Origin of the sequence: Ensifer sp. M14 (genome assembly GCF_003355565.1) — a bacterium.
Taxonomy (GTDB): Bacteria; Pseudomonadota; Alphaproteobacteria; order Rhizobiales; family Rhizobiaceae; genus Ensifer.
Window position 1 is genome coordinate 475,436 of record NZ_QJNR01000014.1, and the last position, 26,016, is coordinate 501,451.

19 protein-coding genes are annotated in these 26,016 nt (G+C 58.0%); 11 read left to right on the plus strand and 8 right to left on the minus strand.

Annotated elements, in window-relative coordinates; genetic code table 11:
• Positions 1-39: 39 nt before the first annotated feature.
• The 7 genes from BLJAPNOD_RS30740 (at position 40) to ngg (ending at position 9,697) form a co-directional block, all read left to right on the plus strand.
• Entirely contained in the window at positions 40-1,605 is a 1,566-nt protein-coding gene (locus tag BLJAPNOD_RS30740; protein WP_115422559.1) for an ABC transporter substrate-binding protein, read from the plus strand.
• A gap of 70 nt (positions 1,606-1,675) precedes the next feature.
• Complete coding sequence (locus tag BLJAPNOD_RS30745; protein WP_115422560.1) at positions 1,676-2,623, plus strand: ABC transporter permease; 948 nt, start codon at positions 1,676-1,678, stop codon at positions 2,621-2,623.
• The gene (locus BLJAPNOD_RS30750) at positions 2,620-4,419 is read left to right on the plus strand and encodes a dipeptide/oligopeptide/nickel ABC transporter permease/ATP-binding protein (protein WP_115422561.1); all 1,800 of its coding nucleotides are present in this window, start codon (positions 2,620-2,622) and stop codon (positions 4,417-4,419) included. The genes BLJAPNOD_RS30745 and BLJAPNOD_RS30750 overlap by 4 nt, the downstream gene beginning before the upstream one ends.
• Positions 4,416-5,210, plus strand: a complete 795-nt coding sequence (locus tag BLJAPNOD_RS30755; RefSeq protein WP_115422562.1) for an ATP-binding cassette domain-containing protein — start codon at positions 4,416-4,418, stop codon at positions 5,208-5,210. The genes BLJAPNOD_RS30750 and BLJAPNOD_RS30755 overlap by 4 nt, the downstream gene beginning before the upstream one ends.
• Before the next feature lie 6 nt (positions 5,211-5,216).
• Positions 5,217-6,017 carry a FadR/GntR family transcriptional regulator gene (locus BLJAPNOD_RS30760; RefSeq protein ID WP_115422563.1) on the plus strand — a complete coding sequence of 267 codons (801 nt, stop codon included), beginning with the start codon at positions 5,217-5,219 and terminating at the stop codon, positions 6,015-6,017.
• Between the two features lie 115 nt (positions 6,018-6,132).
• Positions 6,133-7,908 carry an N-acetylglutaminylglutamine amidotransferase gene (locus BLJAPNOD_RS30765; RefSeq protein ID WP_115422564.1) on the plus strand — a complete coding sequence of 592 codons (1,776 nt, stop codon included), beginning with the start codon at positions 6,133-6,135 and terminating at the stop codon, positions 7,906-7,908.
• 1 nt (position 7,909) lies between these two features.
• Complete coding sequence (gene ngg, locus BLJAPNOD_RS30770) at positions 7,910-9,697, plus strand: N-acetylglutaminylglutamine synthetase (RefSeq protein WP_115422565.1); 1,788 nt, start codon at positions 7,910-7,912, stop codon at positions 9,695-9,697.
• Positions 9,698-9,751: 54 nt separating this feature from the next.
• Here the strand turns inward: ngg and BLJAPNOD_RS30775 are convergent, their stop codons facing one another.
• The 5 genes from BLJAPNOD_RS30775 to BLJAPNOD_RS30795 all read right to left on the minus strand — a co-directional run bounded on the left by BLJAPNOD_RS30775 (position 9,752) and on the right by BLJAPNOD_RS30795 (position 16,325).
• Complete coding sequence (locus BLJAPNOD_RS30775; protein WP_158556196.1) at positions 9,752-11,677, minus strand: 3'-5' exonuclease; 1,926 nt, start codon at positions 11,675-11,677, stop codon at positions 9,752-9,754.
• Positions 11,678-11,832: 155 nt separating this feature from the next.
• Entirely contained in the window at positions 11,833-12,357 is a 525-nt protein-coding gene (locus BLJAPNOD_RS30780) for a hypothetical protein (RefSeq protein ID WP_115422567.1), read from the minus strand.
• An 11-nt stretch (positions 12,358-12,368) separates the two neighbouring features.
• Complete coding sequence (locus BLJAPNOD_RS30785; protein ID WP_115422568.1) at positions 12,369-14,195, minus strand: DUF294 nucleotidyltransferase-like domain-containing protein; 1,827 nt, start codon at positions 14,193-14,195, stop codon at positions 12,369-12,371.
• 93 nt (positions 14,196-14,288) lie between these two features.
• On the minus strand, positions 14,289-16,055 hold the full coding sequence (locus tag BLJAPNOD_RS30790) for a sodium:solute symporter family protein (protein ID WP_115422569.1): 1,767 nt from the start codon (positions 16,053-16,055) through the stop codon (positions 14,289-14,291).
• Between the two features lie 9 nt (positions 16,056-16,064).
• The gene (locus BLJAPNOD_RS30795) at positions 16,065-16,325 is read right to left on the minus strand and encodes a DUF4212 domain-containing protein (RefSeq protein WP_115422570.1); all 261 of its coding nucleotides are present in this window, start codon (positions 16,323-16,325) and stop codon (positions 16,065-16,067) included.
• Positions 16,326-17,614: 1,289 nt separating this feature from the next.
• On the opposite strand from BLJAPNOD_RS30795, the gene BLJAPNOD_RS30800 reads away from it, so the two are divergent.
• Together BLJAPNOD_RS30800 and BLJAPNOD_RS30805 are read left to right on the plus strand one after the other, a co-directional pair.
• Entirely contained in the window at positions 17,615-18,616 is a 1,002-nt protein-coding gene (locus BLJAPNOD_RS30800; protein ID WP_115422571.1) for a TAXI family TRAP transporter solute-binding subunit, read from the plus strand.
• Positions 18,617-18,719: 103 nt separating this feature from the next.
• Positions 18,720-20,798, plus strand: coding sequence for a TRAP transporter permease (locus tag BLJAPNOD_RS30805; protein ID WP_115422751.1), 2,079 nt, complete (start codon positions 18,720-18,722; stop codon positions 20,796-20,798).
• 572 nt (positions 20,799-21,370) lie between these two features.
• Here the strand turns inward: BLJAPNOD_RS30805 and BLJAPNOD_RS35260 are convergent.
• The 3 genes from BLJAPNOD_RS35260 to BLJAPNOD_RS30820 all read right to left on the minus strand — a co-directional run bounded on the left by BLJAPNOD_RS35260 (position 21,371) and on the right by BLJAPNOD_RS30820 (position 23,855).
• Positions 21,371-21,628 carry a hypothetical protein gene (locus BLJAPNOD_RS35260; RefSeq protein ID WP_147294614.1) on the minus strand — a complete coding sequence of 86 codons (258 nt, stop codon included), beginning with the start codon at positions 21,626-21,628 and terminating at the stop codon, positions 21,371-21,373.
• A 480-nt stretch (positions 21,629-22,108) separates the two neighbouring features.
• Positions 22,109-22,549 (minus strand): hypothetical protein, encoded by a 441-nt coding sequence (locus BLJAPNOD_RS30815; RefSeq protein WP_244611154.1) that lies wholly within the window; start codon positions 22,547-22,549, stop codon positions 22,109-22,111.
• Between the two features lie 298 nt (positions 22,550-22,847).
• Positions 22,848-23,855, minus strand: a complete 1,008-nt coding sequence (locus BLJAPNOD_RS30820) for a DeoR/GlpR family DNA-binding transcription regulator (protein ID WP_244611155.1) — start codon at positions 23,853-23,855, stop codon at positions 22,848-22,850.
• A gap of 311 nt (positions 23,856-24,166) precedes the next feature.
• Here BLJAPNOD_RS30820 and BLJAPNOD_RS30825 point away from each other — a divergent pair, with 311 nt between their 5' ends.
• Together BLJAPNOD_RS30825 and BLJAPNOD_RS30830 are read left to right on the plus strand one after the other, a co-directional pair.
• Positions 24,167-24,679 (plus strand): TRAP transporter small permease subunit, encoded by a 513-nt coding sequence (locus tag BLJAPNOD_RS30825; protein ID WP_115422574.1) that lies wholly within the window; start codon positions 24,167-24,169, stop codon positions 24,677-24,679.
• Positions 24,676-26,013, plus strand: a complete 1,338-nt coding sequence (locus BLJAPNOD_RS30830; protein WP_115422575.1) for a TRAP transporter large permease subunit — start codon at positions 24,676-24,678, stop codon at positions 26,011-26,013. The genes BLJAPNOD_RS30825 and BLJAPNOD_RS30830 overlap by 4 nt, the downstream gene beginning before the upstream one ends.
• Positions 26,014-26,016 lie beyond the last annotated feature (3 nt).

A 26,016-nucleotide genomic window follows, 5' to 3' on the forward strand; every position in this document is an offset into this window, starting at 1 on the left:
AGGATTCAAGAACGAAGCCAAATCGAAAGGATCTTCCCCATGAAGAGGCTGTTTCGGAGCGCCTTTATGGCCGCCGTCCTTGCATGCGTTGCGATTGCCGCGTTGCCAGCCGCCGCACAGACGCCGCCCAATGTTCTCGTTGTTGGCCAAATCGCCGAACCCCAGTCTCTGGATCCTCACACGGTCACGGCAACCAACGATTTCCGAATTCTCGTCAACATTTACGACGGCCTCGTGCGCTTCAAAGATGGCACGCTGGAAGTCGAGCCGGCGCTCGCTGAAAGCTGGATAATCTCCGAGGACGGAAAGACCTATACGTTCAAGCTTCGCAAAGGCGTAAAGTTTCATGATGGATCTCAGTTCGATGCGGAGGCAGTGAAGTTCAACTTCGACCGTATGCTGAAGAAGGACCATCCGTTCTACAGCACCGGCCCGTTTCCGCTGTCCTTCAATTTTGCCTCGCTCAAAGCCGTCAATGCGATCGACGAGCATACTGTCGAGTTCAAGTTGAACGAGGCCTTCGCACCGTTCCTTTCCAATCTGGCCTATCCGACCGGCCTTATCGTCTCGCCCTCAGCGGTTGAGGAGCATGAAAAGGCCTATGGCCGCAGCCCGTCCGGTACCGGGCCATTCAAGTTTGTAGAATGGGTGTCAAACCAGCGTGTCATCGTCGAACGCAATCCCGACTATTGGGGCGGCGCTGCCAATTTGGAAGCTGTTGTTTTCCGCCCGATCACCGATGCCAATACCCGTGTTGCAGAGATGATGGCCGGTGGTATCGACGTGATGATGGAAGTCCCGCCGGACAACCTCGCCACGTTCCGGCAGGACGCCAATTTCACCGTTGCGGAACAGGCCGGCCCACATGTCTGGTTCGCCATACTGAATACAAGGGATGGCGCTTTCGCCGACAAGCGCGTTCGCCAGGCAGCCAATTACGCGGTGAACAAGGAAACGCTCGTCGACGACGTCTTGCAGGGAACCGCAACTGTCGCGGCGGGCCCAATCCCACCCGCCTTCAACTGGATAGCAAGCGAGGTTAAGCCCTATGCCTACGATCCCGAGAAGGCCAAGGCTCTGCTTGCCGAGGCGGGTGTCGAAAGTCCGCAGCTCACTTTCTACGTCACCGAGGGTGGATCCGGTATGCTAGACCCGATCACCATGGGGGCTGCGATCCAGGCGGATCTTCAGGCTGTCGGCTTCACCGTAAAGATCGAAACCTACGAGTGGAACACCTTCCTTGGGCGCGTCAATCCAGGTCTTGCGGGCAAGGCTGATATGGCGGAGATGGCTTGGATGACGAACGATCCGGACACGGTGCCTTATCTGACGCTGCGCACCGACGCGATGCCGGACAAGGGCGGCTTCAACTCGGGCTACTATTCCAATCCGAAGGTGGACGAACTTCTGGAAAAGGCCCGCACATCTACCGATCAGGCCGAACGCGCAAAACTCTATGGCGAAGTGCAATCGATCGTGCATGACGATGCGCCCTGGCTTTTCGTCGCCAACTGGAAACAAAATGCCGTTACCGCCGCGCGAGTGCAGAGCTTTAAGCTGCAGCCTTCCTTTCTGCTTAATCTCCATGGTGTGACAAAGCAGTAGTCCTCATCTGCGAAGCCGCCGCCTGCGTGCCAACGCCGGCGGCCAAGCAAAGATGTTCCGGAGGTTGTAGATGACAGCCTATATCTTAAAAAGGTTGCTTGCCGTCGTACCTGTTTTGTTTGGTCTATCGATAATCGTCTTTTTTATAATGACGCTGATCCCGGGCGATACGGCGACGGCCATTCTCGGCGCTTATGCCACGCCAGAAAACGTCGAGCGTATCAATCGCGATCTCGGGCTCGACAAGCCGCTGGTCCAGCAATACCTGATCTGGATCGCAAACTTGCTTCAAGGCGACTTCGGCCGATCGTTCACCCTCAACCGCCCGGTCCTTGATGAAGTGCTGGAACGGTTCCAGGCAACGCTTATCCTTTCCGGTGTATCGCTTGTTATCTGCTCCCTGATCGGTCTGTTAGCGGGTGTGGTTTCGGCCGTGCGACAGTTCGGATGGGCCGACCGGACGATCACCTTCTTGGTCCTGGCCGGAATCTCAATGCCGTCATTCTGGCTCGGTCTCCTGCTCATTTATCTCTTTGCCGTTCACTGGCGTCTCCTCCCGGCGTCAGGCATGTATGCCGTATACGGCGGCGGAGATCTTGAGGATCTTCTTCTCCATCTGATTCTGCCGGCCACGACCCTTTCCGTGGTTGCCGCAGGTGTAATTGCCCGACTGACACGTGGTGCCATGCTGGAGGTGCTGCGGCAGGACTATGTTAGAACCGCCCGGGCAAAGGGCTTGCCCGAACGCTCCGTGGTTTACCGTCACGCCTTTCGCGCGGCGCTCGTGGGCATCATTCCCGTCATCGGCATTCAAGCAGGCTTCGTGCTTGGCGGTGCCGTTTACATCGAGACTGTTTTCCAATGGCCCGGCATCGGCGCCATGCTGGTCAAAGCGATCTCTACAAGGGACATCCTGCTCGTTCAGGGCGGTGTTCTGGTCGTCGCGGCCAGTTATGTCTTGTTCAATCTGGTTGCCGACGTACTTCAATCGATGCTCGATCCAAGGATTGGTACATGAGCGCACTTGCACAAAGGCCGCTCCAGCAGCCCTCATCTCAGCGGCTGACTTCGTGGCATTTGCTCGCGAACAATCGGCTCGCCACAATGGGGCTTGCGCTGCTCGTGCTCACTGTTGTCCTGGTCCTTCTAGTGCCTGTCCTGCCCCTCCCAGATCCCGACGCAACCGCGCCTGCTCAGCGATTGAAGCCCATCTTGACCGCAGGCCATCTCCTTGGCACCGATCAGCTCGGGCGCGACATTCTTAGCCGTTTGCTGTGGGGCACGCGTGTTTCAATGGTGGTCGGTATGACGGCCACCCTGATCGCTGCGTTCGTCGGCTCAACGATCGGCATCGTGGCGGGCTATGCCGGAGGGCGCACGGACAATACCATGATGCGCGGCATCGATATGCTGATGGCATTTCCCTATATATTGCTTGCGCTTGCGATCGTCGCCGCTCTCGGGCCGGGTCTGATGAATGCCCTCTACGCCATCGCCGTCGTCAATATTCCATTCTTTGCGCGCAATGTGCGTGGCGTGACACGAGGCCAAGTCCATCGCGAATTTATCGATGCGGCGCGCCTTTCTGGCAAAGGGCATCTCTCCGTGATCTTGACGGAAGTGTTGCCGAACATTCTTCCCGTTATCGTCATCACCATGTCAACCACGGCCGGCTGGATGATCCTTGAAACTGCAGGTCTGAGCTTTCTGGGTCTTGGCGCACAGCCTCCGCAGGCTGACCTTGGATCCATGCTGGGGGAGGGGCGCGCGCAGCTTTTCACGGCGCCGCACGTCTCCATTGTGCCGGGCGTCATGATTTTTCTCATCGTCATCAGCCTGAATGTGCTTGGCGACGGTATCCGTGATGTGCTCGATCCGCGTCTCAGATCTGGCGCGCTCGCACGCCCAGGTCCCGTGACGGATGTTGCCAGCGATCGGGTGGCACCGTCCAAGTCGCAAGAAGATGCCGTCCTGGCGATAGAGGAGCTCGAAACCGGCTTCCAGCGTGGCAGGAAGATCGTTCCTGCAGTGCGCGGTGTCTCGTTGAGTCTACGGCCCGGTGAATGTCTCGGCCTCGTCGGTGAAAGCGGTTCAGGCAAGAGCGTTACGGCGCTGTCGATCATGGGACTGGTCGCGTCTCCGCCCGGCGTCATCCGAAATGGTGCAATCTACCTCGACAAGGAGGACGTGCTCGCCATGCCCGAGACGCGCGTGATCGCAAGTCGCGGCAGCCGCGTCGCCTATATCTTCCAGGATCCGCTAACGACGTTGCATCCGATGTATGCGGTCGGACGGCAAGTGGAGGAAGCGATCGCCGCTCACCATACGGTTCGTCCCTCAAAGCGCCGGGCGATGGCGATCGCCCTTATGGAAAAGGTCGGCATTCCGGACGCGTCCGAGCGGGCGAAACATTATCCTCACCAACTGTCTGGCGGCCAGCGACAGCGCATCGGCATTGCAATGGCCCTCGCCAACGATCCGGACATCATAATTGCCGATGAACCGACAACAGCCCTCGACGTTACCGTGCAAGCGCGCATCCTGGAGCTTCTGCGCAAGTTACAGCGCGAACGTGGCATGGCTCTCTTATTCATCACCCACGATTTCGGCGTCGTCTCGGAGATTTGCGACCGTGTCGCCGTGATGAAGGATGGTGAAATCTTGGAGTCCGGCAAAACGAGCGACGTCCTCGCCAATCCCAAACACGCATACACGAAGCGACTGATCGCCTGCGTACCCGAACTCGGCACGGGGAAGCAATTCCTGGATCGGGTCGCAAAGCTCTTTCCCGGTCACAAGGAAGAGGCACTATGACTTATGCGATCCAGGTTCGAGATCTTGCTAAAACATTTGGAGGCGGAGTGAGCCTGTTCAGCCGATCGCACCACGAGGTCAAGGCGGTGAAATCCGTTTCGCTTGAAGTCGCGCGCGGCGAGACGCTCGCCATCGTTGGAGAAAGCGGTTCGGGCAAGAGTACGTTAGCCCGTATGCTCGTCGGCCTCGAAACGCCGACCTCGGGCAGCATGCTGATCGCCGGCAAGGATGCACGCGTCCTTCGTCAGGAAGGTCCGCGCGCCTTCGGCAAGGTGATCCAGTATGTCTTTCAGGATCCGATAGCATCGCTCAACCCGCGAAAGTCGACCCGCGACATTCTCGAAGTGCCACTCAAGCTTTTGTGCGGATATGAACCTTCAAGGCGACGCGAGCGGATGAAGGAACTGCTCGATGCCGTCCAATTGCCAAAGGATGCACTCTCCCGGTTTCCGCACGAGTTTTCCGGCGGCCAGGCGCAGCGGATCGCAATTGCCAGAGCACTTGCCGCGGAAGCCGAAATCATCGTGCTCGACGAGCCGGTAAGCGCGCTCGATGTCTCCGTACAGGCACAGGTTCTTTTGCTTCTCCGTGACCTCAAGACCCGGTTCCGCCTATCCTACCTGTTTATCAGCCACGATCTTGCCGTGGTCGAGGCGATCTCGGATCGCGTTGCGGTGATGCACTTCGGCGAAGTGGTCGAGACGGCGCCGCCGACGCGTCTGTTTGCCGAACCTGGACACGCCTATACACAGCGGCTTGTCGCGAGTGCGCCTCGCATCAGGAGAAAGTGACGTACCATGCCAGACATCAGCGAAAAACGGCGCCTCAATGGTGAAGTGGATAAACGCCTCTTTACGCCTGCTGGCAAGACAAGACGTCGGCCCGAGGCGATCGCCGAACTCATGAAGGACTACATCCGGTCGGAAGAGCTTCGGCCCGGCGACCGCCTGCCACAAGAGCGTGACCTGATCGATCGCTTCAAGGCGGCGAAGGGAACCGTGCGCGAAGCGATGAAGGCCCTTGAAACCCAAGGTCTGGTTTACACACGCAGTGGGCCGGGCGGTGGAGCATTCGTGGCCACACCGTCCGCCCAGCACGCCATGGAATTATTATCGACCCACTTCTTTTTCGATCAGCCCAGCCTTTCCGATATCTATGCCATCCGCAAAGCACTCGAGCCGGAAGTCGCAGCACTGCTAGCCGGTCGGGTGAGCGCGGATCAACTAGCCCTCCTGGAAGGAACCATACGGATCTACGATCATCCGCCCGGAGATCCCGAAGAGCAGTATCGGCAGCGGGTGGCGGAACTCGATTTCCATTCGCAGCTCGCGCAAATGTGCCCCAACCCGCTGCTCGGCTTCCTGTGCGGGCTGATGCACAACCTGTTGCGGGGGCTGCCGCTGGCGCGGCAAATTTATGCCGACCCGGCACCGAGCTCGCGTGAGGAGGGGCTGTCGTTCCAATATCGGCTGATGGCCGCATTGAAGGACGGTAGAGTTGACGATTCGCGGCGGATTGCTGCAGAGCACATGGCTTTCGCCGAGGCCTACATGCTTGCGCGGGCAGAGGTAATCGAGCGATCCGAGGCAATCGAATGAGGCGGAACATCTTTGCGCCAACAGGCGTTGCGTTTCAGTCGCCTCAGGACATCGACAAAATCCGGAGTGTCTGACGCTTGTCTTTCAATCAGAAGTGGAGGTTCCAACCAAGCTCATGTGTGGAATTTGCGGAGAAATCAGGTTCGATGGCGCAGTTCCGTCGGTCATAGCCGTCTCAACGATGGCAGATGTCCTCGCTCCCCGCGGGCCGGATGCAACAGGTGTCGTGGTGCGGGGAAATGTCGGGCTCGGGCATCGGCGGTTGCGGATTCTGGACCTATCCGACAAGTCGCAACAGCCCATGGTCGATTCCGATCTCGGGCTATCGCTAGTCTTCAACGGATGCATCTACAATTTTCGTGAGCTCAAGTCAGAACTCGAGGTACGCGGGTACACTTTTTTCTCAGACGGCGACACGGAAGTCATCTTGAAGGCGTGGCATGCCTGGGGCGAGGAATGCGTATCCCGGTTTCACGGCATGTTTGCTTTCGTCATCCATGAACGCGACACTGGGCGCGTCGTTATGGCGCGCGATAGATTCGGGATCAAACCCCTCTATACCGCCGAAATTTCCGGCGCATTGCGCTTTGCCTCGAGCCTGCCGGCCATAGTCAAAGCAGGTGGCGTCGATACATCAATCGACGTTGTGGCTCTGCATAATTACATGACCTTCCACGCAGTTGTGCCACCCCCAAGAACCATCTTGAACGGCGTCCGCAAATTAGCGCCGGCAACCATTCGGGTATATGAGCGTGACGGCACGTTCAAAGACCGACGATACTGGGATCCACCCTACCGGCGTCGGCCGCGTGATGCCGCTGTGACGCGCGAGGAATGGCAAGAACAGCTCCTTGGTGCACTGCGGCTGGCCGTAAAGCGCCGGACGGTCGCCGACGTACCGGTTGGCGTTCTGTTGTCGGGTGGCGTCGATTCCAGCCTGATCGTGGGTTTGCTTGCCGAAGCCGGCCAGCAGGGTCTCAAAACCTTTTCAGTTGGTTTCGAAGAGGCCCACGGCGAGAAGGGTGACGAATTCGTCTACTCGGACATTATTGCCGGACATTTCGAGACGGACCATCACAAGATCTTTGTGCCCTCTGCCGACCTTATGAGCGCATTGCCAGGCACCATTGCCGCCATGTCCGAGCCAATGGTCTCCTACGATAATGTCGGCTTTTACCTTCTGGCCAAGGAAGTGTCGAAACACGTCAAGGTCGTACAGTCCGGCCAAGGTGCGGACGAGGTCTTCGGTGGATATCACTGGTATCAGCCGCTGGCGAGCTCCAACGATGTGGTCGCGGACTACGCAAAGGCGTTTCGTGATCGCTCACATGAGGTTCTACGGACACAGCTTGCAAACTCGTGGCTTGCCGACCACGACGCCAGCGGTACACTTCTGGATCTTCATCTGAGGCGCGAAGGTGCAGATACACCCGTCGATCAAGCTCTTCGCCTCGACAGCAACGTCATGCTTGTCGATGACCCCGTCAAGCGCGTCGACAACATGACCATGGCCTGGGGACTGGAAGCCCGTGTGCCCTTTCTCGACCACGAACTTGTAGAGCTCGCTGCATGCATCCCGCCCGAACACAAACTGCGTGACGACGGCAAGGGCATTTTGAAGGACGTAGCCCGCCAGGTGGTTCCAAGCGCGGTGATCGATCGAGAGAAGGGTTATTTCCCGGTGCCGCAGTTGAAACATATCTCAGGGCCATATCTCGAAATGATCCGCGACGCCCTGCGATCGCAGAAGGCCCGGGAACGTGGATTCTTCCAGGGCGAATACCTTGAAAACCTGCTTGATGATCCGTCCGACCACATAACGCCGCTGCGCGGCTCCGAGCTTTGGCAAGTGGGCCTTCTGGAAATGTGGCTTCAGGGTCAGGGGGTGTGAGATGAAAAAAACGGAGGAGGTCGTCTTACATCGTCCGCGAAACAAGGGCACCAATGCGGTAACGCATCGCCTGAAACAGCTGAGCACATATGCGACCCCCGGTCGACCTGTGGGGCGCCCGCGAGCGTCGGGCGAGCCGAAAAAGGACGTGGTGCTCGATTGCGGCTGGGGGCGGCTGATCTTTGCGCAGACGTTTTCAGATGACGAGATCCTTCTTCGCGAACTGCGCAAAGAGGCGCCTTCAAGCCGCGACATCGCATTTTATGTGGGCGATCCGCATGTTCTCCTGTCAAGAGCGCCGCAAGAAATCTTCCTTGATCCTTCGCACACGTTCCGACTGAATCTCACCACCTATCGGGCAAACCCACGCCGCACGCGCGCAATCACGATCCGCAGGCTGGCAACGGACGCGGACGCTGAAGGCGTCAATCGGGTCTATGCGGCCTGCGGCATGGTTCAGATCCGATCCGACTTCTTTTCTTCCGAACGGGACAACCGGTCTTTGACCTACTTCGTCGCCCAGGACGACGTGTCCGGCGAGATTGTCGGCACGGTAACGGGGATCGACCATCAAAGATTATTCGACGATCCGGATCGCGGGGCGTCACTGTGGTGTCTTGCGGTGCATCCCCATGCACGGCAGCCGGGCATTGGCGAGAGACTTGTCTGTAAGTTGGCCGAACATTTCCAGGCGCGCGGTCTTTCCTATGTCGATCTATCAGTGATGCACGACAACGCGCTTGCGATAAAGCTCTACGAGAAGCTCAACTTCCGGCGTATGCAGCTCTTTGCCGTCAAACGGAAAAATGCCATCAACGAGAAGTTCTTCGTGATGCCGCATCAGTCCTATCAGGCGCTCAATCCATACGCGCGCCTGATTGTGGACGAAGCGGCCCGGCGTGGCATTCACGTCGATATCACCGACGCACAGGGTGGGTTCTTTCGCCTATCGCATGGTGGCCGGTCGGTACACTGTCGTGAGAGTCTTTCGGAACTTACGTCGGCCGTTGCAATGTCTATCAGCGACGACAAGGTCATTGCACGTCGTGTCGTCTCATCCGCGGGCTTGGCGGTTCCCGATCAGATCGAGGTGGGCGAAGACAGGAAACGCTTGGAAGCCTTTCTGCAACGGCACAGCAAGGTCGTGGTCAAACCAGCGAGGGGCGAACAGGGGAGGGGTATCGCGGTCGGCGTCACCACGATGAATGGAGTAGATGAGGCAATTGCCACTGCCCGGCAGGTCTGTGACCGTGTGTTGCTTGAAGCGTGCTTCGAGGGGCAGGATCTTCGCCTGGTGATTATTGATTACGAGCTGGTTGCTGCAGCGATACGCCGGCCGCCATTCGTTGTTGGCGATGGGCGCAGTGATGTCGCCTCCCTGATCGAAACGCAATCCCGGCGTCGCGAGGCTGCCACAGGGGGAGAGAGCCGGATCCCGATAGATGCAGAGACAAGGCGCTGTCTGGCCGAGCAAGGGCTTTCCCTCGAAACCGTATTGGGGGAAGGGATGGAGATCACAGTTCGTAAAGCGGCCAATCTCCACACCGGAGGATCGATACACGACGTCACAGACACTGTGCACCCCGTTTTGATCGATGCTGCTTGCCGGGCTGCTCGCGCTATCGACATTCCTGTAGTCGGCATTGATCTTATGGTTCGCGACCCCTCGAAGCCGGACTATGTGTTCATCGAGGCCAACGAGCGTCCAGGTTTGGCCAATCACGAACCGCAACCCACGGCCGTTCGCTTTGTCGACCTGTTGTTTCCTGGAACGCGAACGAATGCGTAATTGGATGTGTATCGCACTACGTATTCTGTGGGGTCCAGGCGGATGCCGACAGGCTCATTCCTTCAGAGCGCGGTCATTGAGGTTTGAAACCAATCGGCGGTGACGCAGCGTTTGTTCCTGCAGGTCACCGAACCGCTCAATGCCTCGCCCCATCAATATCGACTTGAGCTTTAGGAAGGCGTGCGCCGTGGCGACTGCGTCGCCCATGGCGGTGTGACGTTCCGCTTGCGACAAAGAAATCGTAAGGCGGCCGGCAAGTGCGTCGAGTGTATGCGTCTCCTGCTGGCCGAAAACGATCGCGGAAAGATGCACAGTGTCGAGAATTGGATGATCGAACTGGATGCCGAGTTCTTTTTCGCGGCGGTAGAGAAACGCCATGTCGAAAGGTGCGTTGTGCGCAACCAGCACGGCGTTGTCCGCGAACTTGTGGAATCGCTCGACAACATCCAGCACACCCGGCGCATCGACGACCATTGCATCTGTTACTCGGTGAATTGCCGATGCAGTTGGCGGAATCGGGCGCCCCGGGTTGACGAGCGTTTCGAAGCATTCTCCCTCGACCAGCCTGCCGTTGACGATCCGCACCGCGGCTATCTGCACCAGTTCGTCGCCGCGATCGGGCAAAAGGCCCGTCGTCTCCGTGTCGAAGACAACATATGTCAGGTCGTCGAGCCGCGCATCGTGTATCCTGTCGTAGCTGACGCGGGACAATAGGTCGAAGTCATAGGTGACGGTGCGCGGCAGGTTGATCGCGATCGGCCGGAGCCGCTCGATCGGTCGCAACCGCGTAGAGAGCGATGCCCCGCCTTCAGAGTCAGCAAGCGAGACGGTGGTTCGATGGGCGCGCAATATCTTCTCGGCAGTTGGGCCATCGTCATGCAAGACTTCTGAAAGCCAGGCCTCAAGGTCATGGCGTTCAATGCCCTGTCCATACCAGCCGAGCGTCAGAACCGCTTCCTCGTGCTGCTCGGCGATCCCGATCCTGAATTGGCGGGGGCCATGCAGGCCCGCAACGCGGCGACCAAGATGAGTAAACAGAGAAACAATATCGAAGGCATTGCAGCGCGCCGCAAGTGCATCGGTCTCCACGTCAAGTGCAAGTCCCTCGGCTGCAAACTCCCGTTGCATCTGCCGAGTGAGTTCGCGCGTGTCGACGAGGGACATGGGCCAACCGTCGACTCGGCAGGCCTCAAACCGTGTCTCCAGCTCAGCCATCATACCATCAAGTGCATCGAGCTCTTGCCGGGAACCTGCCGGCGCATTCGACGTCTCGCTCACTGTCGCGTCGGACAATGTCTGCAGTGTAGCAAATGCGCGCCGAGCCCAAGCGAACACGTCATTGAGCAGCAGATCGCGTCTGCCAAAGGCAGCAAGCTCCTCAGTTACATCCCGGAGCGTCATTACATAGGCGCCGGCGTCGCCGTCATTGTCGCCCGCAAGACGCATGCGTCCAGCCAACCGTCGCTTGCCCGATGGGTTCGAGCAGACAAACTCAACGATGGTGTCCGGCATGTCGGCTTCGAGCAGACGCTGGTGCGCGTGGCGGATCGCACCGTCGTCAAGATAGTCGAACAGGCTGCGATCAAGGCACACAGGTATCTTAGGAGTAGAGAGCGATTGCTGAGCGACGCTGTTATAGAATGCGAGATGATGGCGGCCGGTACATAGAAGAACCGCGGGTGCAACGTCGGACAACATTTGCTCGAGCTTGCTCTTGTCGGCAAGAAGTCGCGACGTCTCACGCGTAACTGTTGCGAAGAGGTTGCTGCGCGCCTGGGTCAGGGAAGCGATGGCCGACGAGGCGGCGGCGGGCAGGTCGCCCAGATGATGGGCGCCCGGTGTGTCTATGTCCCCGATCACCTCTGCGTGGGTGCGCGCCCGTAGCGCTGAGGCGACATCCTCGATCGGTCGCACGATATGTCTGTCGAACATGAGCCACATCAACGCAATGAACGACAAGAGGCCGAAGCCGGCAGCCACACCCATCTGCAACAGCGCATCGATGACCGCCGGGTCGACGCTGCGGTGATAGCCCATCCAGAGACCGACTGCGAGGACAGAAAGGCATCCCGCGGCTGTCGCTGCGAAGAAGACTAGAACTCGCCCCCGCAGACCCATCTGCACCTGATATCCTCCTAGCGTCGGCTGCACGCCGCCTTCAAAACGCTATCGTCGGCGGCTAGATCTATCCAATTCGCGCCGGTGACATGGCCATTCTGCGCTATCGTAACATTCTTGCCCGCAAGATCGGCGCGCTTGTGTCCGGCGCAGTCGAAGATGACCTTGATCAGCACGCTCGACTGCCAGCGAGCTGCGAAGAGGAGGTCGACAATGACCTGGTCTGCAAATTCCGGGTTGCGTTGGGCCGTGCGCTTGTCGACCGCGGTGAAGCGGGTAACGACGGGCGCGAGATAGGTCCATGGTCGCCAAGCGTCGCTTTCTGCATTGTGCCAGGCAACGATCACGCCCTCGGGCTGTGCGGCGAGCGAGCGGGAAAACCAGCTGTATTCGCTCCAAACCCCGTAGCCGAGAATGCCCATACCTGCGGCCGCGGGAATGAGCCATTTCGGCAGGAGACCCCGACTTATTCGGCGCAGGGCCATGACGATACCCGCCAAGGCGATGCCGGCGACGATGGCGGCAATCAACTCGAATAGCATTTAGGCTCCCTTTAAACAGTTGCGCTTCCCCGATGGGATAGGGCTGATTGCATTGTTCTGACGACGACGAAGGCGTCGCGCAGGTGAGAGCGCTCGAAGTCGCCGAACTCGTAGGGTGCGAGATAGTTGTCGGGTGTTCGGCCGGCTCTGATCTGAGCCGCCTGATTGCGCAGTCGAAGTTCCGCGATGAGGTCGTATGCGGCCACGAGGTCGGTGGCGCCGGCGCCGGAAATCACGCCGGCCTCTTCGGCGGCAACCAGGCGTGCGCGCGTATTGGCCGGCGTGAGGCGCGCAATCAGCGCATAGACCCGGCCAAGGTCGACGACCGGGATTACGCCGTTGTGTTTCATGTCGATATGGTCGCGGTGCTCGCCGCTTCGTACGGTCGCAAAGCCGCGCAACAGACCAAGAGGCGGGGCGTGTTTGAGCGAGTTGCTGATCATGTGGGCAACGAAGATCGAGTTTCGGCTGGCACGTTCCAGTGTCTCGGCCTGCAAATCGGCAAACAGCATATGGCTACCAGCGATCGGGCGCAGGTCGAACATGACGCTAGCGAGCATCTGCGCCATCGGGTCGGGCGTCGCGATCCATCCATGAAAATAGCTGCGCCAGACGTGAACGGGTTGGCACCAACGCGGGTTGGTCGCCATCATGTTTCCGGGACAGTAGACGTAACCGCAAGCGTTAAGCCCATCGCTGACGAAACGCGCGAGGTTTTCAAACCACGGTCGCTGGCTTTCGACGAAACCGTCGTCGATAAAGATACAATTGTCCTGATCGCTTACACCGGTCTGCTCCTGCCGTCCCTGGCTTCCGCAGGCAAGCCAGACAAAAGGCACAGGCGGCGGTCCAAACGTCTCTTCGGCAAGCAGCACGAGCCGGCGCGTGACCGCATCGGCGATATCCGTGATAAACCGCGTCACGACCTCGTGCGCAATGTTGCCGCCGACAAACTGGACGAGCAGTTTCGGTATGCGGGCAGTTGCAGCGCGCAACCCCTGGATATCGTCTGCCTCCACAATCTCGCGGATCATCTGTGTCGAGGATATCGCCTGGAAGCGGGTGAGGTCGGTCTGTGTGATTATGCCGATGAACGTGTCGCCATCGACCACGGGCAAGTGCCCGATACGGTGCTCCAGCATTATATTGAGCACATCGGCGCCAAGAGCCCCGACCGGCAGACCGGTCGGATTGTGGGTCATAACGGCAGAGACGAGCGTTTCAACGGCGCTAAGGCCCTCAGCGAGAACCCTCGTCGACAGGTCGCGCGTGGTCAACAAGCCCACCAGCCGACCGTCCTCGACCACACCGAGTGAGGAAACCTTGCGATCGCGCATTAGCCGGGCGGCGTCACGCACACTGTCCTGTGGCGCACAAGCAAGCGGCGGGCTGGACATCAGATCACCGACCTTCTGCGTCGCCATATCTACACGGCGCGGTTCGGCATGATGCCCCCGCGCAAAAAAACGCCGGAAGACTCCCGGTTGCGCCATCAGACGGGTGAACTCGTCCGGCGGCAGGACGAGCACGATTGTATCGACAACTGCGCGAGCAGAGGTGACAGCGTATCCATCGCCCATCAGACCACGCTCGCCGAAGGAATTGCGTGGTGAGAGCTGGGAGATGACGGTGCCGGATTGATCCGTGACTTCCACAGAGCCTTCCATGACCAAGTAAAGGCCCTGGAGCAGCTCTCCGCGTCTGTAGATGCTGTTGCCTTCAAGGAAGGATTGGCAGGCAAAATGCTCCACGACGCGCTTGAACTCGGATGCTGGCAAACTGTCGTAAGGATGCACGGATTCGAGGAATTTCGTGATGTTCGCCTGAGTGGGGGGCATGGCAGTCCTGACAAGACCACAATTGCAATTGGTGGAAGATACGGTTGGAGGCGGGCGGTTTCTGCGCCGCCCGCCTCCACGGTTTCAAGGCCTTCAGTGACCCGTCGCAGCACCCGCGCCGCGCGGCACGCGAATGGATTCGACAAGATCCTGAACATGCTTCGGCGGAGCCGCCGTCATCATGGAGACGACATAGGCCACAGCGAAGTTGAGAAGGGCGCCGATGGGACCAAAGGCCGTCGGAGGAATCCCGAATATATAATTCTCCGGAACGTTCTCCAGCATGTTCGTACCTGCGACGAAGAACCAACCGAGGTAAGTGAACAGGTAGATACATGTGACGACAAGGCCGACGATCATGCCCATGGTGGCGCCGGCGGAATTAATGCGCTTGGAGAAAATGCCCATCATCAGTGCCGGGAAGATCGTGGCTGCAGCTAGACCGAAAGCGAGGGCCACGGTCTGGGCGGCAAATCCCGGAGGATGAAGGCCAAGCAACGTTGCGATGAGGATAGCGCCTGCCATGGCGATACGGGCGGCCATCAGTTCGCTCTTCTCAGAAATGTCCGGCTTTAGCCAATCCTTGATCAGGTCATGACTGATCGCCGAAGAGATGGCAAGAAGAAGGCCCGCAGCCGTAGACAGGGCGGCGGCGAGACCACCGGCCGCGATAAGGCCGATGACCCATGCCGGTAGTTGCGCTATTTCCGGGTTGGCCAATACGAGGATGTCGTTGTTGATGGTCAGCTCATTGCCGGTCCAGCCCCGCTCGGCAGCCTTGGCGGCGAAGCCTTCGGACTTGTCGTTATAGTACTGGATCCGGCCGTCGCCGTTCTTGTCCTCGAACTTCAAGAGGCCGGTGACTTCCCAGTTCTTCATCCAGTCTGGGCGTTCATCGTAGCGAACTGCTTGTTGCTCAGTTCCCCCAGGGAAGATCGTGTTGATGATATTGAGCCGCGCCATCGCGCCCACGGCTGGAGCTGTTAGGTAGAGAAGCGCGATGAAGACAAGCGCCCACCCCGCAGACCAGCGGGCGTCGGCCACTTTCGGAACTGTGAAGAAGCGGATGATGACGTGCGGGAGGCCGGCTGTACCAATCATCAATGAGAGCGTGAACAGGGTCATGTTCAGCATTGAACCCTGGCCGGTATAGGCGCTAAAGCCGAGGTCGGTGACGACCTGATCGAGCTTTTGCAGCAACGGCAAACTCGATTCGATATGCGTGCCGAACAGGCCGAACCACGGGATCGGGTTGCCGGTGAGCTGAAGCGATATAAAGATCGCCGGAATGGTGTAGGCGATGATCAGAACGACATACTGGGCAACTTGGGTATAGGTGATGCCCTTCATGCCGCCGAGAACAGCATAGATGAAGACGACCGCTGCAGCGATCCAAAGACCGGTCGAAGCTTCGACCTCAAGAAAGCGCGAAAACGCGACGCCCGCACCGGTCATCTGACCGATAACATAGGTGACAGAGATAACGATGAGGCAAACAACGGCCACAAGGCGCGCCGATTGACTGTAAAACCGGTCGCCTATGAACTGTGGAACGGTGAACTTGCCGAACTTGCGCAAGTACGGCGCCAATAGCAGCGCGAGAAGCACGTAACCGCCGGTCCAACCCATCAGATAAGTGGAGTTGATGTAGCCGCCGCTGGCGATAATGCCCGCCATGGAGATAAAAGATGCAGCCGACATCCAGTCGGCGGCCGTCGCCATTCCGTTCATGACCGGGTTGACGCCGCGGTTAGCCGTGTAGAATTCGGCAGTAGATCCTGCACGGCTCCAAATCGCAATGCCAATGTAGAGCGCAAAGGACGCGCCGACAATCAAGAGATTAAGTGTGTACTGATCCATTTCCCCATCTCACTCTTCGTCGACGCCGTGTTCACGGTCGATGCGGTTCATGTAAATGGCGTAGTAAAAGATCAGCGCGATGAAGATCACAATTGATCCCTGTTGCGCAAACCAGAAGCCAAGATCGGTGCCGCCTACAGGAATGGCGGACAAAGCAGGCCGCAGCAGAATGCCAAACCCGTACGACACGAGTGCCCAAATCGCGAGACAAATGCAAATGACACGAATATTTGCTGACCAATAGGCGTTTGACGAAGACTGTTCCGCCATAATTACTCCTCCCTTTCCTCCACAAGGCGTACATCAAGCGCGCCTTCCTATTGTCCAACCTGCTCTCCTTTTCCCCAGAACAAGATGGACAATCGCTCATAAGTATCGTTTTCGGCACCATCTGTATATTCGTCGTTAGTCGAGTATGGAGAAGCCTCCCGGCTGAGATTAGCTAGCACGTACTGTGTGATATTGAATGAACTGCGTCGTAGGGTGCTGATGCTGATCTTGCCATCCAGTCTTTCAGCCATCCCTGTACATGGGTGTGCGTCGAATGCCCGGCTTTCATCCCCGCCCCACCCACAGAGTGCAGCGAATAGGAAACGTTCGACCAGCGACATCATCCACGGCGTGGAGAACGGTCAGATCAAATCCGCCTTCTCCGCATGGTTGTGAAAACATCGGCTCGCTCCGGTTCTTCATTACGCAGGAACGCTATCTGCCGGCCTTGGAAAGACAGCGCGTTGCTTGCTAGAGGTGAGATCGGCATAGAGGATCTGAAGGGCGACAAGACCATCTCGTTCTCGCGACAGAACCTATTCTAAGCCGAGTGCTACTTTGCTGAAAAATTCAAGGAGCATGATCTGTCGAGGAGCGTTGACCACAAGTCTGAGGAGCCGAGCGTGACCAAAGCGGAGCGGATCCAACATGTATTCGGAACTATTGCTCGTCACGACAGTTGTTCTCAGTAGAGGAAAAATCTCGATGCGACCGAAGTTCAATGCTGCACATACAAATCCGCAAGGTTTTCGCACTGATGTGCGATATTCTAAGCGCGAACTTGCAAACGCCTACGGAATTAGTGAGCAGCATGCTCAACGTCTCATAAGTCGTTTTGGATCATCGGCGCCTGACATCGATATGCTGCTGGCCGCTCGGAACCGGCCCCGCTGTCATCGTGATCAAGATACCGATCGGACTTCCGAGGATGTTGCCTTTGGATGAGCTGCCTGGGCAGAGCATCGTTTGTCGACCATGGTGGTGACCCAAGAACAGCTACGCTACTCTCAAATCGCGTGAACGGCACCATTGGCTGCACACAGCCGCTAACCTGACTAGAAAACCCCGCCGGGAAGTACTGCGACAGAGTTCATCCTTGCGGGCGAATTGAACTCGCACAGCAAGCCGGACCGTTCGTAAACGATGAGCCAGATTGGTGTAACCTAGGCATCCAACACCCTTTGAACTTCAGCCGCACTACAATGTCAGGTCGCCTTGCGCCTTGCACTGCCACGTGAAGCTGCCTAATCTGTCGCAAAATCGGGCAAAAAGAGGAGATCAGAAGAATTATGAAGCACATGAAGATTCTGGGAGGTGCAGCGCTTGCATTGTGTTTGGGGACCGCAGCGGTCGCACAGGATATTTCCTTCTTTCGCATCGGCACAGGCGGCACGGCGGGAACTTACTATCCGATAGGCGGGCTTCTGGCCAACGCCATTTCAAGTCCACCGGGCTCGCGAAGCTGCGAGGAGGGCGGTTCCTGCGGTGTGCCCGGGCTCGTTGCATCGGCGGTGTCGTCGAATGGTTCTGTCGCCAATATCAATGCGATCGCCGGCGGCTCGCTGGAATCGGGTTTTGCGCAGTCGGACGTCGCAACCTGGGCCTACACCGGCACCGGGATATGGGAGGGCAAGCCGGCAGTCGACAAGCTGAGGGCAATCGCAAACCTTTATCCGGAAAGCATCCACCTGGTGGCTAGCGCCAGTTCGGGCATCAACAGCGTTGCAGACCTGAAGGGCAAGAAGGTTTCGCTTGACGAACCGGGTTCGGGAACGCTCGTTGATGCGCGCATCATTCTCGAAGGCTATGGTCTCTCCGAAGCTGATGTGTCTGCGGAGTTTCTTAAGCCGGACCAGGCTGCGGACCGTATGCGCGACGGTGCAATGGACGCCTTCTTCTTTGTCGGCGGTTTTCCGGCGGGTGCAATTGCCGAACTGGCCAGCCAGCACAAGGTGAAGCTGGTGCCGATCTCTTGTGAAGAGGCCCCTTCGATCTGCGAAAAGTATACCTTTTTCGCAGCCGATGCGGTCCCGGGTGGAACCTACGAAGGCAATCCAGAGGAGGTTAAAACTCTCTCTGTAGGTGCGCAGTGGATCACCAGTGCCGATCAGAAGGACGATCTGGTCTATGGAATCACGAAAGCCTTGTGGAACGAAAACACCCGCAAGCAGCTCGATGCCGGACACGCAAAGGGCAAAATGATTACCAAGGAAAGCGCACTCAACGGTGTCGGCATCCCGCTTCATCCAGGAGCCGAACGGTTCTACAAAGAAGCCGGGCTGTTGAAATAAGCGAGCGAGCACCTTTGCTGCGACTTGGATAAACAATGATCGGGGCTGCGCAGGATATGTGCAGCCCCGATCATGCTTCAGCACTATGGACGGGTGGGGATCGATGAAACGAGGCGAAGAAAAGGCGCAAGCCGACACCAAGGCTCGGCATCTCACGGCGGACGAACTACAGACCATTGAAGAAACGTTTGATCCGGAGTTGCGCTTTCGTAGCCTGGCATGGCCCATGACGCTCATTGCCAGTACAATTCTGTTCCTGCTTTCCTCCTATCACTTCTATACAGCAGGCTTCGGCATTCCGCAGGCAACCGTCCATCGCGGCCTGCATCTTGGAGTAACCCTACTTCTCGTTTTTCTCAGCTTTTCTGCCTTTGGAAAGAGGGAGATCCGACCCGGTGCGCTTGCCCCCTTCGGGCTACCGCTTACCGACTGGGGCTTGGCGATCGCAGGCCTCATCACGGCGCTCTATGTGCCTTGGATCTACAGTGAGTTGGCATTCCGTGTCGGCAATCCACTGCCTATAGATATTGTCATGGGAACGGTGTTGATCGTCGTGCTGCTGGAAGCCGTGCGCCGTTCCATGGGGTGGCCCCTACCCTTCATTGCAATCCTGTTTATTTGCTATGCCTATTTCGGCAAATCGATGCCAGGAATTCTGGTCCACCCGGGCGCAAGCTGGTCGAATATTGTCAACCATTTGTACCTCACGTCGCAGGGCATTTACGGCACCGCGTTGGGCGTAATCGCAACATATGTCTTTCACTTCGTCCTGTTTGGCGTAATGGCCACCCGCATCGGACTAGGGCAACTCTTCATTGACATAGCGTCAGCGCTTGCCGGGCGCTATGCCGGTGGGCCGGCTAAGGTTTCGGTGCTTTCTTCTGCATTGCTTGGATCCATATCAGGGTCGTCGATTGCCAACACGGTTACCACGGGCGCGCTGACCATTCCTGCCATGATCCGCGTCGGCTATCCACGCCACTTCGCCGCCGCAGTCGAAGCGGCTGCGTCCACCGGCGGGCAAATCACTCCGCCGGTGATGGGGGCGGTTGCTTTCTTGATGATCGAATATCTCGGCTTACCATTGACGACCATCCTGACTGCGGCTCTCGTGCCGGCCTTCATGCACTTCTTCGGCGTTCTTGTGCAGGTTCATCTTGAGGCGCGCAGGCTGGGCTTGAGGGGCCTTTCGGCAGCAGAACTTCCCAACGTCTGGAAAGTGTTGAAGGAGGGGTGGTTGACGGTCGCGCCGCTCATCATCCTGGTCGCGGTTCTGTTGTCGGGGCGCACGCCCTTTGCTGCTGCCTTCTGGTCCATCACCGCCTGCGTTGGTGTTCTGGTCATTCAGCAGGTGAACGCTCACGGCCTGATGCGTGGCTTGCGCGGCACTGCCCATGGCGTCTGGGAGGGTTTCATTTTAGGTGCGAAACAGTCCTTGTCGGTAACGGCCGCAGCCGCTCTTGTCGGCGTCGTGATCGGCGTGGTTACGCTGACGGGTGTCGGTTTCAAGGTCGCGTACATGGTTACAAGTGTGGCGCAGGATTGGGCTACCTCGGTCCATTCCATTCTGGCTTTCCTCCCCTTCGAGATGATGGGCGTCCCTACGCTGACCCTGCTCTTTACCCTACTGCTCACCGCCATCGTCTGCATTTTGATGGGGTGCGGAATTCCGACAACGGCAAATTACATCATCATGGTCGCCGTCGCTGCGCCAATCCTGGGCTTGCTCGGGGTGCAGCCACTGGTTGCTCACTTCTTCGTCTTCTACTACGGTGTTCTGGCGGATGTGACCCCCCCGGTAGCGATGGCTGCCTACGCCGGGGCGGGCATAGCCGGCGCCAATGCCTTCAAGGCGGGAAATACCGCCTTTCGGCTCAGCATGGGCAAAGCGCTGGTACCTTTCGTCTTCGCCTTTCAACCCGCCCTGCTGCTGGTGACCGACAACTTTACCTGGAGCGATTTTTTTCTGGCCTTCACCGGCACGATCCTCGGCATCATCGCGCTGTCCGCGGCCGTTTCTAACTGGCTGTTTGCGCCGCTCTACCGCATCGAACGCGCCGCCCTCGTCGTGTCGGCAATCCTGCTCGTCGCACCGGACCTCATTGCTACGATCGTCGGCGTTGTCATCGTCCTACCGATCGCAGCAAGGCAGCTCATGTCAAAAGGACAAGCCGGGCCTTGAATATCGATTGGACCCGCCCCGGCACAGCATCTTGTGCCCGCCCGCCCGAGGCAGCGTTCTATCTGAAATGGGCCGCACCGGCTGGCATCGCGCTCGGCGCCATCTTCAAGGCTCCGTCCCTTTCATCATGCTGGAGATTCTCGCGGTTGGGCTCCTGATCGCTTCTCCAGGCAATAGGCAATTGATGGAAGGTGCGCCACGCGCCCTAAAGGCTTGAGAGCGTCTCGATCGCGAGCTGCGTGCTAGAATAAGAATTCGAGCGGACCTACCCCGGCGGCTCCCAGGCGGACGAGGTTCTTGGGCGCGAGGGCATATCGTTCCAAAAGCATCCCATCGGTATGTCTCCCGACGCAAAAAGTGCCGCGACCTCAAGGCGAACGGGAAAAGCCGCAACCCGGGGTCTTGGATTGCGGCTCCGTGTTGCCGCTCGTTTTGCAGGGACGGTGGCAACTGGAGCAAGCCTGCCACTGCTGGATTAATTTAGAGTTGCTAATGTAGTTGGTAAAATTTGCCCTCTATTCGGCGGAAGCTGACAAATCTGCACTATCCCCATACAAACGATAGCTTTGTCGTCAACGAACCAGGCGAGGGCTGGTCGTTGCGATGAGAGCGAGCACTTGTTCTTCGATGGCCAGGCAATGGTGTTCACATTCAGCCAACAGGCCGGCCTCTGTGTTCTCGCAATCTCGCAGTTCATCTCGTCGGATGACAGCAACGCCATAACGTTCCAAAGGATCGCAGAATGCAGGAGACTGGGATTGGGCGAGTTCCATGCGCTGCCGCGGCAACCGCAACATCATATGCGCTCGTCCGATCCGTTCTAAATCCATTGTTCCTTCCTCAGTCATGCCTCGAGGACAGTGTCGCCCAACATCAAAATGGTAGCAACATGAAGCGACCCATACTTGGGAATGGTTGCCGCTCGTCAAGGATTTAGTATGCAGGTGTTTTCCTGCTTGTCGCCTGATTTTGCATTGATTTCACTTTTCTTGAGACGCGCTGCATTGCTCGACGTGACCGCGCTGAGAACGCAGAGCCAAGTCGCGCCGCTGCTTGAGCCAACCTGACGCCAACGGACGAAAGCAACGACTAAACCTACCCGGCGTAACCGCCGCACTTCGGTTCTCACGGCCTCCCAACGATCAGACCGCCAAGGCGCCGATCACCTCGAGCTATGTTGGAACAGCCATGGACACGCCAGATGATGCGTAGCCGAGCTGTGCGTCGTGCAGGCCACGCCCCCGCAGTCAGTGCCCCACGTCCTGATACCTAGTTGCGCAACGGCGCCCCTTGCCTGGGTAACGGACCCTTCAGCGAAAGATCAATAGTGCATCCCACAGCATTCCGATCAGTCCTGGGTGTGGTTTTGCCACGTCGCGAACGCGCTCTGCGGCTGCGTCCCCACGCACCGTCACTCCCGAATGACAGCTGCAGACAATATAGTGCAACTGGCAGTCGGTGAATTCAAAGAACCGTTTCGCTTCGCCGTAGCTATCATTCGTCAACCCCTCACCACGCAACACCGGGTCCTTAAAGGCGATGGTGATCGGGGAGCCGTCTTCTCGCATTTCATCCCGGATGATGTCAGGCTCGTATTCGGTTTCCTGAAGCGTTACGAGGACCCGATCCGGATCCTGCTCCAAGAGTTCCGCCCATCGCGCAATACGCTCGTCACGTGTCAGGGGGCGGTGGTCGGCATCGCAGTGAATGCCAGCAACAGTATGGAGTTCTTCGCGTGTGTGATGTCTCATCGTCGATTCCTCCGTTCCCACAAATTGCGGGAAAAGTATCGCGCTTTGGACGTTTTTGGGCAAGTCAGCGAGCGGGATCAATGTGGTCGTCTGCCGCGATGGGACGCGGCGCCTGCCACGCACGCGTGTTACGCTCGATGGACGGATCGGCCGGGAATGGGGAAGCGCAAGTCAATCCCGGCCCAAGCCACGTCCAGGGGGCTGTTTCATCAGCAGGAGGGTGCAACGATAAGGTCGTGAACGGGACGCCAAGTAAATCGCCTCGAGATATTCGACGACGGATGATTACCCATGCCAGTCATTCGGCAATGATCAGTTCGATGCCTGCGGCAGTGAGCGCTTCGACAAGTGCTGCATCGGGTCGATTGTCTGTAACGAGCGAATCGATTGCCGACAGCGGAGCAACCTCGAAGACCCCGCGCCGATTGAATTTGCTGTGATCGACAAGGACAGTGATGCGGTCAGACCGCTCTATCATTGCCTTTGCGACCTCCGCCTCCTGGAGATCGAAGTCCATTATGGAGGTGGCGTCGATAGCGCCGACTGTCAGGATGACGTGGCGCGCACGAAACTTGGCGATCTGTTCTAGTGCGAGCGGCCCGAGGCTTTCTCCTGCGTCCACTCCGTAAGCCCCGCCAATCAGGAAGACCTTGTGGCTCGGGTTGCCGGCGACGATTGCCGCGATCCGTGGAGCGTTCGTAATGACGACAAGACCATGAAGTGCGACGAGCGCCTCAGCCATCGCCACGGTCGTACTTCCCGTGTCGATAAAGAGTGAGTCTCCGGATGCAACGAGGCGGCGTGCAGCGCTGGCAATCCTCTTCTTCGCGTCGGTGTTCTGCGCCATGCGTTGTGTGAAGGGATCTTCTGCCTCGATAGCAGCGTTGCCCCGGGATGCAGTCCGCGCTCCGCCATGGAACTTTCGCAGCTTCCCCATCGCATCGAGCCGGGTCAGATCGCGCCGGACTGTCTCGCGCGAGACGCCAAGCCGGTCAGCAAAATCCTCAACCGTCATCTCGCCCGAATGATCGAGAAGGCGGGATATCTCCTCGTAGCGCTTGGATGGTTGCAAGATGCCTCTCCAGGGGGCCTGAGTGCCGCGCCGAATTGCGGCGATGCGGTCACCCGCTTCCGTTTCTTCAGTATCGGGAATTGTAGGATCGTATGTATGTTCGGTCAACTCTGTGTGTGATCCGTCACTGAACGGGCAGGGGATTGACCGAATAATTGCTGTATGGGCGAAAACCGTCAGAATGTGTCTTTTCTTTGGCAAAAAACAAGCTACAGTGGCTGATGAGGCATTCATCCTCACGATCAAAGTGCATCGCTTGCCGGCGCGCGATTGCGGGTCAGCAAGGGTGGAGATCGCATATTCGCCGCAGCCCGCCGCAGTGGCCGCCGCGTCGCAGCGATCTTCCCCATTTGAGCTCCGGCTTCGATTGAGCGGCGAATGCGTTCAGTGAACGCTGCCGATTGACTGAAAAGTCGGATTTTGTCCGTAAGAGTGCGGAGCGGTTCCGTCTCCATCGAGTTGCTGATCTCAATCCAGACTGTCTATTGGCAACGGAGCGAATACGTCACCTCGACGGCAACACATGGAAATGCGAGGGAGCGTGCATGCGTGGTCTGATCGCTGCCTATGTCAGGGCGACCGAGAAAATCTCCGACTATGTAGGTTATCTGGCGGCGTCGCTAATATTCGTCATGGGCGCTACCCTTCTCTTCGACGCCGTGACGCGAAATCTCGTCCGGATGCCGGTCCACTGGGCAGTGGAACTCACCCAGTTCACGCTGGCCGCCTACTATTTTATGGGCGGGCCGATAACGCTCAAGAACAACGATCATGTCCGCATGGACCTCTGGTACTCGACGCTGTCGATACGCGGCCGCGCCAAGGTGGACCTTGCGACCGTCGGCTGCTTGATCTTTTATCTGGGTGTTCTGCTGGCCGGCTCGGTCTCCAGCCTGATCTACGCGCTCCAGACGAACGAGCGGCGGTTTTCCATCTGGAACCCTTCCGTCATTCCGATCAAGTCGCTGATGGTGGCCTGTCTCATCCTCATGCTGATGCAGGCAATCGCGCTGGTGTTCAAGCATGTTGCTGCGCTACGCGGTGAGGAACTGCGATGAGCTACGATATGATCGCACTCCTCATGTTCGCATCGATGGTGCTGCTGCTCGTAACCGGCCAGCGCGTATTTGGGGCGATCGGCTTTGTAGCATCCGCTGCAGCGCTCCTGCTTTATGGGCCAGGTGCGATCGAGTTGCCATTCAATCAGGTTTTCAAGCTGTTCAACTGGTATGCGATGCTGACCCTGCCGATGTTTATCTACATGGGCTACATCCTATCGGAGTCAGGGATTGCCGAGGACTTGTACAAGATGCTGCATGTCTGGTTCGGCCGTGTGCGCGGCGGGCTTGCCATAGGCACGATCTTCCTGATGGTCATCATCTCAGCCATGAACGGCCTTTCGGTCGCAGGTATGGCCATCGGCGCGACGATCGCGCTTCCGGAAATGCTGCGGCGCGGCTACGACAAAGTCCTGATTTCTGGCGTCGTCCAGGGTGGTTCGTCGCTTGGTATCCTTATCCCACCTTCTGTCGTCATGGTGCTCTACGGCATGATCGCCCGCCAGCCGGTTTCAAAGCTCTGGTTCGCCGGCCTTGTTCCCGGCCTCATCATGGCCGCTCTTTTTGTTCTTTATGTCGTGTTCCGCTCGCGGCTCAATCCAAAGCTTGCTCCTACCGTCGCAGACGAAGAACTCGACATGCCGCTGCGCGAGAAGCTGGCGCTGGCAAGGGCAGGGATCATCCCCTTCGCGATCTTTTTCTTCATGACCGGCCTTTTTGTCTTCGGCTACACGAGCCTCGTTGAGAGTTCGGCGGTCGGCGCCACTTGCGCGACGCTGGCCGCGTTGCTGAAAGGGCGCTTCACTTGGAATCTGGTGCGCGAAACGTCTATGAAGACGCTCGCGGTCTCGTGCATGTTCCTGTGGCTGATCCTAGCCGCCTTGGCCTTTGGCGCCGTCTTCGATGGCCTCGGCGCGGTGAAAGCGATTGAAAATCTCTTCATCCGCCAGTGGGATCTTTCACCCTGGTCCATCATCATAATGATGCAGATAAGTTTCATCGTGATGGGAATGTTTCTGGATGACACGGCAATGCTGGTGATTGTGGCGCCGCTTTATATCCCGCTGGTCAAAATCCTGGATCTCGGCATTGATAACCAGCTTATATGGTACGGCGTACTTTATACGATGACCTGCCAGATCGCCTATATCACTCCGCCATTTGGCTACAACCTTTTCCTGATGCGCTCGCTGGCGCCGAAGGAGATCACGCTGGCCGACATCTATCGGTCGATCTGGCCGTTCGCCCTTATCATGGCTGCGACGATCGCGCTGGTCATGACCTTCCCGCAGCTGGCGCTGTGGCTTCCTGAGCATTTGAATGTGAAGGGCTGACCG

Excerpts from the sequence above, each read along its gene's own strand:
- BLJAPNOD_RS30740 (WP_115422559.1), top strand. The coding sequence starts at position 40 with ATGAAGAGGCTGTTTCGGAGCGCCTTTATGGCCGCCGTCCTTGCATGC.
- BLJAPNOD_RS30745 (WP_115422560.1), top strand. The coding sequence starts at position 1,676 with ATGACAGCCTATATCTTAAAAAGGTTGCTTGCCGTCGTACCTGTTTTG.
- BLJAPNOD_RS30750 (WP_115422561.1), top strand. The coding sequence starts at position 2,620 with ATGAGCGCACTTGCACAAAGGCCGCTCCAGCAGCCCTCATCTCAGCGG.
- BLJAPNOD_RS30755 (WP_115422562.1), top strand. The coding sequence starts at position 4,416 with ATGACTTATGCGATCCAGGTTCGAGATCTTGCTAAAACATTTGGAGGC.
- BLJAPNOD_RS30760 (WP_115422563.1), top strand. The coding sequence starts at position 5,217 with ATGCCAGACATCAGCGAAAAACGGCGCCTCAATGGTGAAGTGGATAAA.
- BLJAPNOD_RS30765 (WP_115422564.1), top strand. The coding sequence starts at position 6,133 with ATGTGTGGAATTTGCGGAGAAATCAGGTTCGATGGCGCAGTTCCGTCG.
- ngg (WP_115422565.1), top strand. The coding sequence starts at position 7,910 with ATGAAAAAAACGGAGGAGGTCGTCTTACATCGTCCGCGAAACAAGGGC.
- BLJAPNOD_RS30780 (WP_115422567.1), bottom strand. The coding sequence starts at position 12,357 with ATGCTATTCGAGTTGATTGCCGCCATCGTCGCCGGCATCGCCTTGGCG.
- BLJAPNOD_RS30785 (WP_115422568.1), bottom strand. The coding sequence starts at position 14,195 with ATGCCCCCCACTCAGGCGAACATCACGAAATTCCTCGAATCCGTGCAT.
- BLJAPNOD_RS30790 (WP_115422569.1), bottom strand. The coding sequence starts at position 16,055 with ATGGATCAGTACACACTTAATCTCTTGATTGTCGGCGCGTCCTTTGCG.
- BLJAPNOD_RS30795 (WP_115422570.1), bottom strand. The coding sequence starts at position 16,325 with ATGGCGGAACAGTCTTCGTCAAACGCCTATTGGTCAGCAAATATTCGT.
- BLJAPNOD_RS30800 (WP_115422571.1), top strand. The coding sequence starts at position 17,615 with ATGAAGCACATGAAGATTCTGGGAGGTGCAGCGCTTGCATTGTGTTTG.
- BLJAPNOD_RS30805 (WP_115422751.1), top strand. The coding sequence starts at position 18,720 with ATGAAACGAGGCGAAGAAAAGGCGCAAGCCGACACCAAGGCTCGGCAT.
- BLJAPNOD_RS35260 (WP_147294614.1), bottom strand. The coding sequence starts at position 21,628 with ATGGATTTAGAACGGATCGGACGAGCGCATATGATGTTGCGGTTGCCG.
- BLJAPNOD_RS30815 (WP_244611154.1), bottom strand. The coding sequence starts at position 22,549 with ATGAGACATCACACACGCGAAGAACTCCATACTGTTGCTGGCATTCAC.
- BLJAPNOD_RS30820 (WP_244611155.1), bottom strand. The coding sequence starts at position 23,855 with ATGAATGCCTCATCAGCCACTGTAGCTTGTTTTTTGCCAAAGAAAAGA.
- BLJAPNOD_RS30825 (WP_115422574.1), top strand. The coding sequence starts at position 24,167 with ATGCGTGGTCTGATCGCTGCCTATGTCAGGGCGACCGAGAAAATCTCC.
- BLJAPNOD_RS30830 (WP_115422575.1), top strand. The coding sequence starts at position 24,676 with ATGAGCTACGATATGATCGCACTCCTCATGTTCGCATCGATGGTGCTG.